The organism is Pokkaliibacter sp. CJK22405 (assembly GCF_046614695.1).
GTDB lineage: Bacteria > Pseudomonadota > Gammaproteobacteria > Pseudomonadales > Balneatricaceae > Pokkaliibacter.
The window spans coordinates 160,515-177,105 of record NZ_JBKKHQ010000013.1 but is presented as its reverse complement, the minus strand read 5'-3'; the positions used below and the strand labels follow the sequence as shown (position 1 = coordinate 177,105).

The window sequence follows — 16,591 nt, the reverse complement described above, 5'->3', positions numbered from 1 at the left end:
GCAGAGGAGATCGGGTGATGGCGGGAGCCGGGCAATGTTAGTGAATCAGGCATGGCTCATGCTGATCAGTCTGGTACTGGTGGCCGGTTGTGGCGGGCTTTTGCTGCTGGCCCACCGTCAGCGTCAGCGCAAACAGGTCGAGCAGCGGCTGCAGCGCTCAGTGCAGAAGGTGATCCGTAACCGCCTGATGGATCATGGTAAGTCCATGTGGCGGCGTACCAGCCGTCGCCGGGAGATATTCGCAGAATTAGGCCTGCTGCTTCGCCGTACCGGCAAGATCAGTAACCGCCAACAGGTGATCTATCTGGGCTGGCTGGGGCTGATCTGGCTGTGCACCATCGGTGGTGCGGTGGCGACGGTGACGCTCACTCATCTGACTCCACGGCAGGAAACCTTGCTGGTGGTGTTGTCGGTGGCGGCCACGCCGTACCTCATGCTGGTTTGGCTGCGTCAGCGGGTGAAAAACCGCATGTTCCGCATCGAGGAAGAGATGCTGCTGGTGCTGCAGATGATCCGCATTCTCTGGGATGTGGGCATTTCGCTGGAAAGTATGCTGCGCATTCTCACCCGTGAGCTGCAGACGCTGGCGCCGGAAGTGTGCCTCGAATTGCAGGCCATTCTGTCCAAGATTGATAACGGTAAAAGCCGCGATGAGGCTATTGGTGATGTGTTCTGGCTGATTGATGCCGAGGGCTTTCAGGACTTTCTGATGCTGCTGGTGCAGGTGTCGGAAACCGGCGGCAGTATGAGCCAGCATCTGCTGGATTTGTATGATTTGCTGATTGACCGGCGCCGCACTGAGCTGCAGGAGCGAGTCAGTAAACTCTCGGGGCGCATGTCAGCGGTGATGATGGTCTGCCTGCTGCCGGCCTTGCTGATTGTGCTGGCCGGTCCGGGTTTTCTGGCGCTGGTTCGGGCGCTCGGGCAAATGGGCACCTAGGCTTATGACATGCGCTATCGCTCAACATCAGGAGGTTCTCCCATGATGCAGTGGCATCGGATTGCGACGTTGTCGGCACTGACGCTGTTACTGGCCGGTTGCTGGAATGGTCAGCCCGAGCAGGCGCAGGGCTGGACGCCGCCGGATCGGGCAGAGATTGCCGAGCAGCAGAACCCGACACCCAAGGCGCAGTCGCTCGGTCTGTGTGGTGAAGCGATTGACCCGGCTCTGGGGCTTAAGCTTTCCATCGCCCGGCAACAGCAGCGCGAAGGCCGACTCTATGCCGCGCTGGCCGGACTGAATTCCCTGAAAACGCAGATCCCGACCTATCAGCTGGTGCGGGCGAACCTGCTGCGCAAGCTTGGCCAGTTTGATGAGGCGGGCACGCTGTATGAGGGGCTGGCTTCGACCTGTCTCAAGGGGCAGGCGCTGTACGGCATGGGTCTGGTCGATGCCTGGAAAGGTCAGGTGTCGCAGGCACTGAGCCAGATGAATCAGGCCATCGGCCTGCTGCCGACCGATGCGGATCTTCGCAACGATTACGGTTTCCTGCTGCTGATGACCGGTCAGGATGCGGCTGCCCGGGGCCAGTTGATGACGGCGCTGGAGCTGGATAACAACCACCGGGAAGCGGCGCGCAATCTCTGGTTCTTGCTGCTGAAGCAACAGGATGACGCCGGTGCTCGTGCATTGGCGCAACGTTTTGATTACAACGCCGAGGATCGCAGCGCAATGCTGCAGGCGATCCACCGCTTCCGGCCGCTGCGTGTTTCCATGAATACCCAGGGCGGTTGAGGCCACAGTGGCGCCATGCCCACAACGGGTGGGGAGGACAACGATCATGAAACAGTCAGAAGTGACCCAGCGGCAGCGATACGCCAGAGGTATAACCGGTGCGCTGGCTCTGAGCCTGTTGGGCCTGTTCAGTACAGCAAGCGTTGCCGCTGGCAATGATGCCAGCGCCATGAACAGTACCCGTGAACGCACCCCCATGACGGCGCAGCTTGATAATGGGCAGGCAATGGGCCAGACCCCATCGTCGACAGTGCAGCCCATGGGCAGCCAAACCCGCTACTGGCTGCAACTCCAGCGTCAGGGCTCCATGGCCAGTGACTATCAGGATCAGCTAACACCGGAAGCCGCCACTCAGGCCAAGAAGCGCATGGAGGACAGCTTTGCGCTGCCGATTCCGGATACCTACATCGAAAAGACCTTCGGGTCTGACTAGGCCAGCATGAACCGGCAACGGCCGTTCCTTTCCCGGCAGCGCGGGGCCATCGGTATCTCCATGGTGCTGATGCTGCTCAGCCTGTTATTGCTGGCGGCGCTGGCGATTGATACCGGCCGGCTCTACTTTGCCAAGCGACAGTTACAGACCCAGGCTGATCTCGCGGCCCTGTCCATGTCGCGTTCCATTTGCTATATCGATGGCATCAATAACCGCGCGGCGCTGGAGCAAAAAGCCCGCAATAACCTCGCCGCCAATGGCTTTGATGGCACCGCCACCTTTGCCTATGGCAGTGCTTATATCGATAACAATCACTGGCTGCTGGATACCACCAGCACCATGGATCAGTCGGCGGCACGTGTCTCGCTGACGCGCACCCTGCCAGCCAGCCTGCTGGCGGGAGGGCTGATCGGCGATGATATCCAGCTCACCGCGAATTCGACGGTGCAAAAGCGCCTCGGTATCAGCTACAGCCTGGGCTCCGGTGTGCTCGATGCCGACCTGACCAACTCGCTGCTCAGTGGTCTTATTGGCGGCAATCTCAGCCTGCTGTCCTACGATGGACTGGTCGATACCGGCGTTAATCTAGGCCAGTTACTCGGCGTGTTGGGTGATAACACCGGTGTCGATCTGAGCCTGGCCAATATTGATAGCATCCTCAGCACCAATATCTCTGCGCTCGATCTGGCCGATGCCATGATCAATGTGCTCGGCAGTAATGATGAAAATGCCGTCGCCGTGAGCCTTCTTAATCAGGTGGTGGCCAGCGGCTCGCTGGGAGATCTGGATCTGGCTCTTGGCGATATCATTTCCCTCTCAACCCAGGCCGGTGAGCCTGCCGACGCGCTGGCAAGGGCGGTGCTGGAAACGGATATCAATGCGTTTGACTTGCTGCTGGCGACCCTGCTGGCAGCCAATCAGAGCAATGCCATCAGCCTGACGGGGCTGGGTGTGGATCTGGGTCTGGTCGGCGTGGAAGTGGTGATGGATGTGATCGAGCCGCCCCAGTACAAGATTGGCTATTATCCGGCCCGCGCGGGAGATGAGTTCGCCACCACGGTAAAAACCGCGCAGGTAAACACGACGGTGAAGGCGACGCTGCTGCCGGGCGGACTTAACCTCGGTATTGTCAGCCTGAATGCCAGCTCCATTGGCGTGCATGTGGAAGCCGGTGCTGCCACGGCGCAACTGCTGGATGTGGATGGCTGTACCCTGGCCTCGGGTATCGACATGGATTTTTCGGTACAGCCTTCGCTGGCGACGGTCAGTATTGGTGACGGTGATGACCCTACTCAACCGGTCAGCATTAGCGCAACAGCACTCTCTGCTTTGGGAGTGAGCGTGCCGATTGAGGTGAATATTTCCGCGGATGTCGATGTCACTCCCGCTGATCCTGTGGAAGGCACGCTTACCCTGATGAACCAGCCATTGCCTTACACCGAGCGGATCACAGCGCCATTGGGAGACTCCATCAGCGGCGCCCTGAGCACGCTGGACCTGGAGTTGTCGGTGGATTTGCTGGGATCGGGACTCTTAAGTTCGGTGATATCCAGCGTGGTATCGACCCTGACCAGTGGGCTGCTGCCGCTGGTCGGGACGCTGATCGGCTCGCTGGTCAGCGGTATTGTCGACCCGTTGCTGGGCGTTCTGGGCATTAGCACCAGCTATGCGGATCTGACCATTCTTTCGGTCGATGTGGATCAGGGCGGGCTGATTCAGTAAGGCTGACCCACCGGCAAAGCCTCACTGTTCAAGGCTCGCTGCGACTGGGATCGTCATCCTGCAGGGTGCGGGCATAACGACGCTGCAGTTGCTCGAAAGCCAGATCCACGGCGATGGCCAATAACCCCACCACGATGGCGCCCTGAATCACGTAGGCGGTATTAAAGCCGGACAGACCAATGATAATCGGCGTGCCCAGGGTTTGGGCTCCCACCGACGAGGCAATAGCTGCAGTACCAATATTGATGGTCACTGAGGTACGCACACCGGAGAGAATCACCGGCAGTGCCAGTGGCATCTCAATCTTCCGGAGCCGTTGTAGCGGTGTCATCCCCAGCCCTTTGGCGGCTTCCAACACTGAAGGCTGAACGGTCGTGAGCCCGGCAATGGTGCCCTGAACGATCGGCAGCAAACCGTACAGCACCAGAGCGATCAGTGCTGGTGTCGAACCCATGCCGATCAATGGCGCCGCCACGGCCAGCACCGCCACGGGAGGAAAGGTCTGGCCCATCGCCACCAGGGTTTCCACCGTCGGGCGAAAATCACTGCCGGCACGGCGCGTCACAAAGACTCCGAGACTCACGCCCACGGCAATCGCAATCAGGCTCGAGCCGCCGACCAGTAGCAGGTGCGACCAGAGCAAACTGGCGAAGCTCGCCTGGGTATAAACCGGGCGGTCGAGCTGCGGAAAGCCGGCGCTGAAGAGTGGCGCCAGCGCATTCATGCCGAAGGTGAAGGCCAGCAGCAGTACGACGCTGATGATCAGTGGCAGCAGAGAACCCGGCCGGGTATCAGCGGGCGTCATGGGCAGCTCCTGACTCCTGCAGCGCTGCGACTTTCAGCAGATCCGTAAAGTGCAGCGCTCCCACGGGCTGTTGATCAGCATCCTCCACGCGCAGCACGTCCACCTGTTCAACCACAAAACGGGACAGCGCTTCCTTGAGGCTGGCATTGGCCGCGATGACCGGCGCGCTGGCAGCGGCTTCATTGGCTCGGACATAAGGTTTTACCCGGTCCAGCGACAGCATTTTCAGGCCAATATCGCTGCGGCCAATAAAGTCGCGGACAAAATCATTGGCAGGGCGATGCAGAATCTCCCGTGGCGAGCCTTGCTGCACAATGGCGCCCTTGTCCATCAGGATCAGGTGATCGGCCAGATACAGCGCCTCATCAATATCATGGGTGATCACCAGAATGGTTTTGCCGTAGCGGGCATGAATGCGGCGCACTTCTTCCTGCATACTGGCGCGGGTGACAGGGTCCAGCGCGCCGAAAGGCTCATCCATCAGCAGAATTTCCGGGTCGGCGGCCATGGCGCGGGCAACACCGACGCGCTGCTGCTGACCGCCGGAGAGCTGGTGCGGCAGTCGGTCCCGAAACTGCGCCGGGTTCAGATCCAGCACTGTCAGCAGCTCATCGACGCGCTCCTTGATGCGCGAGGATGACCACTTCAACAGGCGAGGCACCGTGGCGATGTTCTCAGCGACCGTCCAGTGCGGAAACAGGCCGTTGGACTGGATGGCGTAGCCCATGCGGCGGCGCAGCTCCTCCGGTTTGAAGCTGGCGATTTCCTCGCCATCAAAGAGGATACGCCCGGCATCGTGGCCTTCGAGCCGGTTGATCATTTTCAGGGTCGTCGACTTACCGGAACCCGAGGAGCCGATAATCACGGTGATCTTGCCGCGCTCCAGCTCCAGCGACAGGTTTTCGATCACGGCACGCCCGTTGTAGCGCTTGGTGATGTTCTCAAAGCGGATCATGCGGTTTCTCCCCCGGCGGGCAGGTTGTCTGTCGAGGTGGAACGGGTATCTGGCTGGGTGAACTGCACCAGCACTTTAAAGAGCGTATCGGCGAGGGCCGCCAGTGCGACGACGGGGATGACGCCCAGCAGGATCAGGTCCAGCGCGCTGGCCGAAAGGCCCCGGAACATCAGCGAGCCAAAGCCTCCCGCGCCAATCAGCGCCGCCACCATGGTCAGGCCGATAGCCTGCACGGTGGTCACGCGAAGGCCGGAAAGAATCACCGGCAAGGCGAGCCTGAGCTGCACCTGCCAGAGGCTCTGGCGTTCTGTCATGCCCATACCGCGTGCAGCCTCGAGCAAGGGGGCAGGCACCTGTGCCAGACCCGTCACCGTGGCGCGCACCATTGGCAGCAGGGAGTAGAGCAACAGGGCAATGACCGCAGGCGCCATGCCGATACCACTGATACCCAGAGCCGAAAGCCAGGGCAGTTGCTTGGCCAGTGCAGACAGGGGCGCGAGCAGCAGGCCAAACAGGGCAATGGAGGGAATGGTTTGCAGAATACTCAGCAGGTTCAGGCAGGGACGGCCAAAGCGCGGATGGCGGTAACTGAAAATGCCAAGTGCCAGACCCATCACCAGCGTCAGCGCCAGGGTCAGGCCGACAATGGTCAGATGCTCGCCCAGGGCATTGTCGAAGGCTTCCTGATTGGAGCGATATTCAATCAGCAGTGACAGGTCATGGAAGCGGTCAGCGCTGACTAGACCGATCAGCGGGCAGAGGAACAGCAGTGCCAGTACGGCGCGTTGCCAGCTCTGACTGAACAGGCGTTGCAGCGCATCCATCGCCAGTAACCATAACAACAGGGCGACTGCCCAGAAACCACCGCCAAAGGAGACGCGAGCATATTTGTTATCGACCAGCGATTCACTGGCAAAGCGACCGGCAAACAGCGCCAGACTGGTAAAGGCGACCCAGCACAGCAGCACCAGCAGCACTTGCCGGGCACGCAGGGCGTTCTGGCCGATAAAGAGCGGCAGCATCAGCACAATGCTAAAGAGCGGCAGCAGCACCAGTGGCCGGTCAAGCAGGGAAAGGAGGTATTCGCCCTTGGGCGTCAGAATACGGTTAGGAGCCACGCCCATCAGAGGCATGATGCTTCCCAACACCAGAATAGCCAGCCACAGGGTGGGCTGAACGGGGTGAGCGATTTTCAACGACGTGATCCTCGGCGCGCGGCTACCTCGGCAAGTCGCCCAGATTCAGTCACTGAGCGACTTGCCCGCCTGTAGGCGTTACAGGAAACCCTGAGCTTTCAGGTAATCACGTGCGACGACTTTGGGGTCCATTCCGTTGATGGCCACTTCGCCGTTCAGCTCCTGAAGGGTTTTGGTATCCAGGGTTTTAAATACCGGATTCAGCAGTTCAGGAATCTGTGGATAGGCTTTCAGCACCGCTTCACGCACCACAGGCGCTGGCGCATACACCGGCTGCGCTCCTTCCGGGTCGTTCAGTACCGTGAGACCCAGAGACGCTACTGCGCCATCGGTGCCGTAGACCACAGCAGCATTTACCCCTGAGTTTTGCTCGGCGGCGGCTTTCAGGAACACGGCAGTGTTATTGCCGGGGAAGGACAGGATCTGGTCCTGATTCAGGTCAAAGCTGTAGGTTTTTTCGAAACTGGGCAGCGCATCCTCACGCTCAACGAATTCGGCACCGGCGGCAATTTTGAAAGGCATGCCGTCTTTAAGTGCCGGACCCAGATCCTTCAGAGAGCTGAGTTTGTACTTCTCGGCCAGGTCATTGCGCACGGCAATGGCCCAGGTGTTGTTGGCTGGGGCGGGTTCCAGCCAGACCAGATGGTTTTTCTCGGCATCAAGTTTTTTGACGCGCTCGTAACCCTGCTCCCAGTTTTTCCAGGCGGGGTTGCCGACATCGCTCAGCATAAAAGCACCGTTTCCGGTGTATTCAGGATAAATGCCGATTTCACCGGCCAGCAGGGCTTCCCGAACCACTTTGGTGGCACCCATCTGTACCTTGTTCACGGTCGGAATGCCGCCTTTTTCAAACATCAGCAGCAGGATGTTACCCAGCAGCGCGCCTTCGCCATCAATTTTGGAGGCAACCACGACCGGCTCTTTATCGGCAGCGGAAGCAAAGGAGGGAAGCGCGGCAACGCCCAAGCCCAAGAGCGCGCCGGCAGCCAGCGTGCGCAGGGCACGACGGCGGGAAATCAGTTTTGCCACTGTGGCAGTGAAAGCACCTTGGGAAGCCATAACTCATCCTTTAATGTCAGTGAAACTTCTTTGGGGACAGCATCTCTCGGGTTGCCACATTGCACCGACAGCGTCTTGGCCGGTGCTGCCGCGATACCACTACCTGGCACCGCCGCGTTCATTGCGTCCGAATAGAAACGTTATTTCAGGGAAACACAGAGGATTGGTGACGTCCACAAAACAATCCCGTTTGAATGTTCCGTACACATCTGTTCCGTGCAACAAACCCCTTTGCTCATCCTGTCTGCTGATCTGCTGCGATCAGAATGCTATGGCCTTGTACGCTGTTTAGCGTATTTCGGCTCACATGGCTGGGTGTTGTTGCTTGATCCGCGCTGTTTCCGAGAGATCAGATGTGTTTATGGGATGAGGCATGGCGGCAAACAAGGCGATGAAAGCAAAAATGTTTCTGGTTTTGAGGGGGTGAAAGCGGGGTGAAGTGGCCGGGAATCAGGGAGGTGATAAGAATGGCGAACTGCCAGAGTGCGCGGCTCAGGCAGTTCCTGCTTTCCTGGCCTTAGGCAGTGCGCACCAGGCGCAGCATTTTCTTCGCGAGCCAGGGACCGGTCAGAATCACAAAGAACAGGCGCAATGTCTGCAGTGCCAGTACCAGACCGGCATCGGCCTTGATATCCACCGCGATAATCGCGAGGGAGTCCAAACCGCCGGGGCTGGTGGCAAGGAAGGCCGAGATAAAGTCGGTGTGCAGGAAGCTCGCCAGAAACCAGGCGGAAATCGCACAAAGGGCAATCAGCACCATGGCACTGGTGATCATCACCGGCACGCTGGCGACGACCATACGCACGGTCTGGCGGTCAAAACGAAGACCGACATAGGTGCCGAGCATGCCGTAGGCGATGACCAGCAACCAGTCCGGCAAATAGACCTCAAGCACGCCGCTCAGCTGTAACGCGGTGGCAATCATCAGGGGCACCAGCAGGGCGCCCGCTGGAATCCTGCCGCTGATCCCCACGCCGACAATGACGATGGCGAGGCTGATGGCAAAGGGCCAGAAGTGCATGTCACTCAGGGAGAAGCTGTCCTGAGGAGTAGCAGCAACGCCGTGATAATCGCTCAGCCAGCGGCTGACCAAAGAAGCCGTGACCACCACACAGACCACGCGAACATATTGCATGGTTGCCACAATACGGGGATCGGCGCCGTAGTCTTCAGCCATCGCCGTCATGGCGGCAGCGGCGCCCGGACTGGTGCCCCACACTGCAGTACTGCCGGGCAGGCGGCTGTAGCGCACCAGAATCGAGCCCACCAGCGCGCTGAAAATAACGGTCATCATGGTGGCTGCAAGCATCGCCGGCCAGTTGGCAATCAGTGTCTGGAACACAGCCAGCGTCATGGCATGGGCCACCATCACGCCCACACAGCCCTGACCCAGACGAAAGCCGATTCGCGGCAGACGAATGGTCGCACCGGCTACGCCAAAGGTGATCGCAATCAGCATAGGGCCAAGAAAGTGGGCCGCAGGCATCGCCAGGTGACCCAGCAGGGAGCCAGCAGCGCCGGCGCAGAGAATCAGCAGCGGCCATTGCAGGCGCTTATCGAGACGAGATAGCCAGGGGGCGGGTAGGGGCGACACGTTCAACTCCGGGCGCTGGCAGAAACGACCCTTTGGATCGCGGCTGCGATGGTCAGACCAGCAAATGTCACCTCTGACATTCACCCTCGACGCGCGCCCTGAATCGGCTTCAGTCGTTGGCGTGGAGAATCAGCGCTCTGTTTCCAGATACTGCTCTTCAATTTCTCCGGCTTTCAGCATGCGAAAGAGACCGTTGAAATGCTCGCGCGTCACTTGCACGGCTTCATCGGGTCGCTGAGAAACTACCGCATCCATCAGCGCCTGATGCATAAAACCGCCTTCAGCGGTGTAAGCCAGGTGCAACATGGGGCGGATAGTATCACGTATTCTTTTTTCAATCACCTGATAGAGATAAGCAAGTGCAGGAGATTTTCCGGCATCAATAATGGCCTTATGAAATTGCAGATCCGTCTCCAGCACCTTGACGGCATCCGCTTCGGCCAGCGCCTGTTTGTGCTCCTCTGAGCAGGCATAAATCAGCTTGATGTCTTTATCAGTGCGGTGCAGAGCGGCCTGTTCAGCGGCTTCAACCTCTATGGCCCGGCGCAGAATCAGCACCTCGGACAAGGTTCGAAGCGGCACGATATCCGGACAGTCCTTATCATTGGGCAGATCACGAACGTAGGTGCCTGAGCCTTGAACCACACGCAGCAAACCCTCGGCCACCAGTGTGCGGATGGCTTCGCGCAGGGTATTGCGGCCGACATTAAAGCGGGCCATTAGCTGGGGCTCGGTGGGGAGCAGATCGCCGGGTTTCCACTCGCCACGACGTAAGGCTTCCAGTAAGGCGTTCCGGGTACGCTGGTATTTGGATAGCGCCATGGTCTTCACTCTCTTAAATTTCAGCCTCTGTTATGGCTTTTTATCCTGAAGGATAAAAAATATTCAGAGGTTTTTGTTAGAATGCTTCCCATTCTAAAAAAGAAATCGTTTTCATCCTACGAATTTTTCTGCCAGGAATCTGTGCATGTCTGCCAATGGAATGCTTTCCCCTGCGAATGAGGGTCAGGCGCGGGTCGCTTTGCTCTGGTGGCTGGGTTTTATCCTTGTCGCCTTTAACCTGCGTGCTCCCATCCTGGTGGTCGGGCCGCTGGTCGACAGCCTGATGCTGCAACTGCAGTTACGCCCGACGCTGATCAGCATTCTCACCACCATTCCGGTGATCTGCTTTGCGCTGATTTCGCCACTGGCGCCCGGCCATGCTGCCCGAGTTGGCCTTGAGCGGGCCATGAGTCTGGCGCTCATGCTGGTGATGACCGGTGCGATCCTGCGCGCCAATGGAGACACCCTGAGTTTGCTACTGGGCACCGTGTTTATCGGGGCGGGCATCGCCTGCGGTAACGTCTACATGCCGACTTTCATTAAACAATACTGGCCCTCCAAAGTGGGCGCCGTGATGGGCCTTTATAGTGTCACCATCGGTCTGGGAGCGACACTGGCGACCCTGACTGCTATCCCGGTGATGAATCTTACCCAGACCTGGCGTGGGCCAATGCTGATCTGGGCAGTGATGGGAATGATCAGTCTGGTGGTATGGCTGCTGGCACTGCGTGGTCTGGCGCCCCATCAGGTGAATAGCGCGGCGCGTCTGGCGCTTCGCAGCGTCATGAAAAGCCGCATTGCCTGGGCGCTGACACTCTTTATGGGCTGTCAGTCCCTGAGCTTCTACACGATTCAGGCATGGCTGTCGCAGTATCTGATCAGCCGTGGTCTGACTGATCATGATGCGGCGCAGGTACTGACGGTCATCAATGCCGTCACTATTCCGGTCGGCTTTATCGTGCCGCAGATTGCGACGCGCCTGCGTCAGCAAAGCGGTATGGCCATTCTGGCCTGTAGCCTGATTGGTGCCGGTATGATCGGGGCGATTCTTTCTCCACAGCAGGGCGTCTGGCTGTGGGGAGCGCTGATCGGCATGGGGCAGGGCGCCAGTCTCAGTCTGGCGTTTGTCTGTATGATTCTGCGGGCCAGGGAAGTGCACCACAGCGCATTGCTCTCCAGCATGTCCCAGAGTTTTGGCTATGGACTGGCTGCCTTTGGGCCGCTGCTATTCGGCATCTTCCACGACATGACAGGCGGCTGGACGCTGGCCTTTGCTCTGCTTTTTGTTGCGCTGGCCGTGCAGATGGTGGCGGGGGTGATCTGCGGGAAGGCACAGTGGGTCGAGGTGCGTTAACGTCGCGCTTGGAAGCATTGCTGTTACAAGGATGTTATTAGCACAAGGAGAATCGTGCCCTGAAAACTCATCATTATTTATTGCTGGCCACCGGTTTGGTGTTTATTGGGCTCTGTACCCTGAATGGCCGGCTGCTGGCGGAGCCTTCACTGGCACTGCTGAGGGTAGAGGGTGTCTGCTGCATAGCACATATGCTGGTATGGCTGCTCAATGGGGTGATGTTGCTGTGGACACTCTGCAGAGCCCAATGGCTGTCAGCGCTCAGGAATGTGGTGGCTTTGCTGCTGGGGCCGATTTATCTGGGAGTGGGCTTTGCGCTGGATGAGGCGTTTCTTTTTCAGACCTGATGAGTGCCTGTTTGATCGCCCGGTGGGCACCGGGCGATAGAGGTCATTCACACAGAAGATACTCAGGCGGCGCTGAGGCGTTCTTCAAAGAGATTCAGTAACCGCTCATCATCGACATCGACGCAGATATCCGACATGGGGATATTTTCCCAGCCGGGCAGGGGCGAGAAGCGGCCTTCCATGCAAATAATCGTCTGACCGATGCCAAGGCCTTCTGTCGCCACACGGACAGCGCCACGGGCAATCTGGAAAATGTCGGGCTCCAGTGCATAGGCAATGCAGCTGGCATCGTGGAAATAGCAGCCTTCGACCGGGTGGGTCTTGCTGTAAAAGCTAATGTAGAGCTGGGCGATATCGTACAGGAAGCTCCCTTCTTTCGGATTGGCCGCACGAATGCGCGCCAGTCTTTCATTGGTAAGCAATACCTGATGCGTGACATCCAGGCCGATCATCACGACCTGCCAGGGCGCCGTAAACACGGCATCGGCCGCATGCGGATCATTAATGACGTTGGCCTCTGCCACCGGGGAGACATTGCCGGGTTCTTTCCAGGTGCCGCCCATCAGAATGACTTCATCGACCAGATGCGCAATTTCCGGATCGCGCGCCAGTGCTTCGGCCAGATTGCCTAAGGGGCCAAGAGCAATCAGGCTGACTTCACCCGGGTTTTCCCGGACCAGGTCAATAATGAACTGGGCTGCATCGCGACTGTCGGGCTTGCCCTTGGGTGCAGGCCATTCCACATCGCCAAAGCCATTCTTACCATGAATAAAGTCCGGGAAATCTCCGGGCTCACGCACGCGGGGCAAGGCAACTCCCTGGGCGACGGGCACATTCCTGCCAGCCAATTCCACCAGTGACAGGGCATTTTGTGTCGACTGACTGACAGCGACATTGCCGTAAGTCGTCGTTAACCCTACGACCTCCAGCTCCGGAGAATGGAGGGCAAAAAGAATTGCCATCGCATCGTCTATGCCGGGGTCGGTATCAATGATGATCTTGCGCGTCATAGGGGCCTCTGTGTCGGGGGGCGAATGCCAGATGGGGTGTGCGCTCCTGGCTGTTTTAGACAGCAGTGGCTCAGAATATCCTGAGCAGGGCGAGCGCATGGGTGTTATAGCCCGTATCTCGGGCCTGCCTAAATCTGTGCCATAAGTCGGCATTTGGCAAATACCCAATGCCGCCAGCAGTGATTTTTATGAGCGCGGCTGCCTTTCCTTTTCAAAAAGCGTGCACTTTTGGTAGCAAATTGCTGTAAATGCGATTGCATGCAGGCTTTTGTTGGGCAACCTAGCAAATACATGCCTACACTCTTTGCTGCAACAATAGCTATGCTAATCTTTCGGCGCCTTGACTCGTACCAACATTCGCTTTGTTGTGATCAGCCAGCAAAGACGTGGAGTCGGCTACAAATATTATAAAGTTATCTGTGTTCTCTGCTTTGTCTCCACGCCTTCTTCTCTGAAGGCCGTTCCGGGGATCCGGCAGTATCTGGAGTGGTTATGAGCGATTTTTCCCCCGGTGTCATCATTGGTCTTTTTGCCCTGCTGACCACCGTAATCGTTATCGCTATGCTGGCGCTCAACCGCTTTTTGGGCAACTTTCACCGTCGTCATGACAACGAACAGCCGTTTGAAAGCGGACTGCTTCCCTCCGGCGACACCCAGCATCACTTTGCCATCAGTTACTACCTGATCGCCGCTGCCTTCCTGATCTTCGAACTGGAAGCCGCCATTCTCTGGGCCTGGGCTGTGAGCTACTGGTCCCTCGGACTCCCTGGTGTGATAGCCGCTGTGACCTTCATGGTCATCCTGCTGCTGGGGCTGGTCTACATGATTCGTAAAGGTTCATTCAATTTTAGGACGTAATGTCACCTGCGACGGTCCTGCCTGAATAACCTCTGATGACCATCGCCAGGCGATGACCGGTCATGCTCAACATGCCGGATAATAATGACGGGACATAAGTCTCCGCGCTGAATCGTGAACTACGCTGTGGTCTGTCCGTAGCCGTTACTGTGGTCTGAAGAGTCGAGTCTTCAGACCTGTTGTTGTAATGCTGCTGGCTTGCCTGCTGTTACCGTGCTGTTCTGTGTCGGTCGACGCCGTCTTTTTATCTTCCATGTGAGTATTGCTGTCCGTCTGGGATGCAGGGGTTTCTGCGGGTATGCCGTGGCTGTAAGACAGTCCGACCGGAATCATTCCCGCCTGCAGTCTCTGTTGTTCAGTGACTTCTTGGCCTTCGTGTCGGTTTCTTCAGGTGCTTGACGTCCTATCAGGAGGTCAATGCTATGAGCAACATCCCCGTTCAGCAGCTCGATCCCGGTCAGGGACCAGGGCAGGGTGGCAAGGATGGCATGTTCTCCACCATCGTCGGCAAGCTCGATGACATGGTGGCCTGGTGCCGCAACTATTCTCTGTGGCCCTACAACTTCGGTACTTCCTGCTGCTTCGTCGAGATGATGACAGCGGCAACTCCCCGCTTTGATATGGCTCGTATGGGCGCTGAGGTTCTGCGTGGTTCTCCCCGCCAGAGCGACGTGCTGATCACCGCCGGTACCTGCTTCACCAAAATGGCCCCCCTGATGCGTCATATCTATGACCAGATGCTGGAGCCGCGCTGGGTGATCTCCATGGGCTCCTGCTCCAACTCCGGCGGTATGTACGACATTTACTCCGTGGTGCAGGGTGTGGATCGCATTATCCCTGTGGATATCTATGTGCCCGGCTGCCCACCCCGTCCTGATGCCCTGCTCGAAGGTCTGACCCTGCTGCAAAAGCATGTGCGTGAAAACCCGCTGCCTGTGCTGGCCAACCGTCGTAAACCCCTCGGCATCGAGATCAAATAAATGAATGAAGCCCTGATGCAAACTCTGGCTCAGCGCTTCCAGGCCGAGCCGTTTACTGACGTGCCTTACATTGGCGCCCCCAGTATTGTGGTGCCGATGGCAGAGCTGCACAGCACTCTGCGCTATCTTCGCCATGAGGCGAGCCCTGCGTATCCGATGCTGATCGACCTGTCGGCGATTGATGAAGCCGGTCGTGGCGGTGGTTTTACCCTGTTCTATAACCTGATGAACGTGGACACCGCCGAGTTCATCACTGTGCGTTGTCACCTGTTCAGCAACCTGCTGGAAGCTCCCACGGTTTCTGACATCTGGCCTGCGGCTGACTGGTACGAGCGTGAGGTCTTCGACATGTTTGGCCTCAGGTTTGCGGGCCATCCTGATCTGCGGCGTATTCTGCTGCCGGATTTCTGGGAAGGTCATCCGCTGTTGAAAAGCGAAGCGGGTCGTGCGACTGAACGTCCTGACCCCTTTGATTATGACCCCGCGACCCTGAACCGCATCCTGCAGGGCTATATGAACCCCGAGCAGGGCGATGACGGTGAAATGGTCGTCAACATCGGCCCGAACCACCCCGGCACCGACGGTATTATCCGTCTGGTACTGAAGCTTCGCGGCGAGCGCATCACCAGCCTTGAGCAGGAAATCGGCTATCACCACCGTGGTGCCGAGAAGGTTGCTGAATTCCATACCTTCCATAACTACATCCCTTACACCAACCGTATCGACTATCTCGGTGGTGTCGGTGGCGAGCTGCCTTACGTGCTGGCATGTGAACAAATGGTGGGCATTGAAGTGCCGCCCCGAGCACAGACCATGCGAGTAATGCTGGCGGAAATCTTCCGTCTGTCTTCCCATTTGGTGTGGATCAGCTCGCTGGGTCATAACCTCGGTGCCATGGGCCCTGCGTTCTACGCCTTTATGGAACGAGAGAAGCTCTTTGATGTCATCGAAGAGGTGTGTGGTGGCCGTATGCACCCGGCGTTCTACCGTATCGGCGGTGTCGCGCAGGATCTGCCCGATGGCTGGCAGCGCAACGTGATTCGCAGCTGTGATGCAGTAGAGAGCCGCATTGCTGAACTCGAATCCCTGACCACCAAGTCCTACATTTTCCAGACACGTACCAAAGGCATCGCGGTTTATACACCTGAACAGGCGATCGACTGGTCCCTGACCGGCCCGAACCTGCGTGCCTGCGGCTTTGATTTCGACCTGCGTAAAAAACGCCCCTACAGCGGCTACGAGCAGTACGACTTTGACGTCCCCGTCGGTAAAGACGGTGATGCCTTCACCCGTACCGTGCTGCGTATCGAAGAGATCCGCCAGAGTCTGCGGATCATTCGTCAGTGTGTCGCGAACATGCCCGACGGTCCCGTGCTGTCTGACAACAAGCCCCGTTACAGCCTGGCCCGCAAAGAGCGCGCCCTGCAGGACATCGAGACCATGATTCACCACTTTATCGAAGTGGGCCGTGGTCTGCCGTTCCCGCGCAGCGAGAGTTTCTTCCCGACAGAAACCTCCAAAGGTGTGACCTGCTACAGCCTGGTCAGTGACGGTTCCGCCAATCCTTACCGCGTGCGTATTCGCACCCCGTCCTTCGCGCACTTCCAGTCCGTGAAGGCCATTGGCGTCGGCGATGTTCTGGGTAACGTCATCTGTCTTATCGGTTCCATTGATTACGTTCTGGCGGATATCGACCGCTAAGGTGCGGACGGCAGTGGTAA

16 protein-coding genes are annotated in these 16,591 nt (G+C 58.1%); 9 read left to right on the top strand and 7 right to left on the bottom strand.

Annotation, left to right across the window (positions count from 1 at the left end; genetic code table 11):
• The first annotated feature begins 34 nt into the window (after positions 1 to 34).
• The 4 genes from ACKC9G_RS09675 to ACKC9G_RS09660 are packed head-to-tail and all read left to right on the top strand — an operon-like array spanning position 35 to position 3,890.
• Positions 35 to 940, top strand: a complete 906-nt coding sequence (locus ACKC9G_RS09675) for a type II secretion system F family protein (RefSeq protein WP_411404745.1) — start codon at positions 35 to 37, stop codon at positions 938 to 940.
• A 42-nt stretch (positions 941 to 982) separates the two neighbouring features.
• Positions 983 to 1,735 carry a tetratricopeptide repeat protein gene (locus ACKC9G_RS09670; protein ID WP_411404744.1) on the top strand — a complete coding sequence of 251 codons (753 nt, stop codon included), beginning with the start codon at positions 983 to 985 and terminating at the stop codon, positions 1,733 to 1,735.
• A 46-nt stretch (positions 1,736 to 1,781) separates the two neighbouring features.
• Positions 1,782 to 2,168: a DUF3613 domain-containing protein gene (locus tag ACKC9G_RS09665; protein ID WP_411404743.1), complete on the top strand. Its 387-nt coding sequence runs from the start codon at positions 1,782 to 1,784 to the stop codon at positions 2,166 to 2,168.
• 6 nt (positions 2,169 to 2,174) lie between these two features.
• Positions 2,175 to 3,890 (top strand): pilus assembly protein TadG-related protein, encoded by a 1,716-nt coding sequence (locus ACKC9G_RS09660; RefSeq protein ID WP_411404742.1) that lies wholly within the window; start codon positions 2,175 to 2,177, stop codon positions 3,888 to 3,890.
• 28 nt (positions 3,891 to 3,918) lie between these two features.
• On the opposite strand, the gene ACKC9G_RS09655 is transcribed toward ACKC9G_RS09660, so the two are convergent.
• The 6 genes from ACKC9G_RS09655 to ACKC9G_RS09630 form a co-directional block, all read right to left on the bottom strand.
• Positions 3,919 to 4,695 (bottom strand): ABC transporter permease, encoded by a 777-nt coding sequence (locus ACKC9G_RS09655; RefSeq protein WP_411404741.1) that lies wholly within the window; start codon positions 4,693 to 4,695, stop codon positions 3,919 to 3,921.
• Positions 4,682 to 5,650, bottom strand: coding sequence for an ABC transporter ATP-binding protein (locus ACKC9G_RS09650; RefSeq protein WP_411404740.1), 969 nt, complete (start codon positions 5,648 to 5,650; stop codon positions 4,682 to 4,684). The genes ACKC9G_RS09655 and ACKC9G_RS09650 overlap by 14 nt, the downstream gene beginning before the upstream one ends.
• Entirely contained in the window at positions 5,647 to 6,846 is a 1,200-nt protein-coding gene (locus ACKC9G_RS09645) for an ABC transporter permease (RefSeq protein WP_411404739.1), read from the bottom strand. The genes ACKC9G_RS09650 and ACKC9G_RS09645 overlap by 4 nt, the downstream gene beginning before the upstream one ends.
• A gap of 78 nt (positions 6,847 to 6,924) precedes the next feature.
• A complete protein-coding gene (locus ACKC9G_RS09640) occupies positions 6,925 to 7,905 on the bottom strand; it encodes an ABC transporter substrate-binding protein (RefSeq protein ID WP_411404738.1) in 981 nt (326 codons plus the stop codon).
• A gap of 517 nt (positions 7,906 to 8,422) precedes the next feature.
• Positions 8,423 to 9,499: an AbrB family transcriptional regulator gene (locus ACKC9G_RS09635; RefSeq protein WP_411404737.1), complete on the bottom strand. Its 1,077-nt coding sequence runs from the start codon at positions 9,497 to 9,499 to the stop codon at positions 8,423 to 8,425.
• A 129-nt stretch (positions 9,500 to 9,628) separates the two neighbouring features.
• Positions 9,629 to 10,321 carry a FadR/GntR family transcriptional regulator gene (locus tag ACKC9G_RS09630; RefSeq protein WP_411404736.1) on the bottom strand — a complete coding sequence of 231 codons (693 nt, stop codon included), beginning with the start codon at positions 10,319 to 10,321 and terminating at the stop codon, positions 9,629 to 9,631.
• Positions 10,322 to 10,466: 145 nt separating this feature from the next.
• Between ACKC9G_RS09630 and ACKC9G_RS09625 the strand changes: the two genes are divergently transcribed.
• Both ACKC9G_RS09625 and ACKC9G_RS09620 read left to right on the top strand, forming a co-directional pair.
• On the top strand, positions 10,467 to 11,675 hold the full coding sequence (locus ACKC9G_RS09625) for a CynX/NimT family MFS transporter (protein WP_411404735.1): 1,209 nt from the start codon (positions 10,467 to 10,469) through the stop codon (positions 11,673 to 11,675).
• A gap of 80 nt (positions 11,676 to 11,755) precedes the next feature.
• Complete coding sequence (locus ACKC9G_RS09620) at positions 11,756 to 12,022, top strand: hypothetical protein (protein ID WP_411404734.1); 267 nt, start codon at positions 11,756 to 11,758, stop codon at positions 12,020 to 12,022.
• Between the two features lie 62 nt (positions 12,023 to 12,084).
• On the opposite strand, the gene ACKC9G_RS09615 is transcribed toward ACKC9G_RS09620, so the two are convergent.
• Entirely contained in the window at positions 12,085 to 13,032 is a 948-nt protein-coding gene (locus ACKC9G_RS09615; protein WP_411404733.1) for a nucleoside hydrolase, read from the bottom strand.
• A 492-nt stretch (positions 13,033 to 13,524) separates the two neighbouring features.
• Here ACKC9G_RS09615 and ACKC9G_RS09610 point away from each other — a divergent pair, with 492 nt between their 5' ends.
• From ACKC9G_RS09610 to nuoD, 3 genes are all read left to right on the top strand, one after another.
• Positions 13,525 to 13,890: an NADH-quinone oxidoreductase subunit A gene (locus ACKC9G_RS09610; RefSeq protein WP_411404732.1), complete on the top strand. Its 366-nt coding sequence runs from the start codon at positions 13,525 to 13,527 to the stop codon at positions 13,888 to 13,890.
• A 488-nt stretch (positions 13,891 to 14,378) separates the two neighbouring features.
• Positions 14,379 to 14,870 carry an NADH-quinone oxidoreductase subunit B gene (locus ACKC9G_RS09605; protein WP_411405035.1) on the top strand — a complete coding sequence of 164 codons (492 nt, stop codon included), beginning with the start codon at positions 14,379 to 14,381 and terminating at the stop codon, positions 14,868 to 14,870.
• Positions 14,871 to 16,571 carry an NADH dehydrogenase (quinone) subunit D gene (gene nuoD, locus ACKC9G_RS09600; protein WP_411404731.1) on the top strand — a complete coding sequence of 567 codons (1,701 nt, stop codon included), beginning with the start codon at positions 14,871 to 14,873 and terminating at the stop codon, positions 16,569 to 16,571.
• The last annotated feature ends 20 nt before the right edge of the window (positions 16,572 to 16,591 follow it).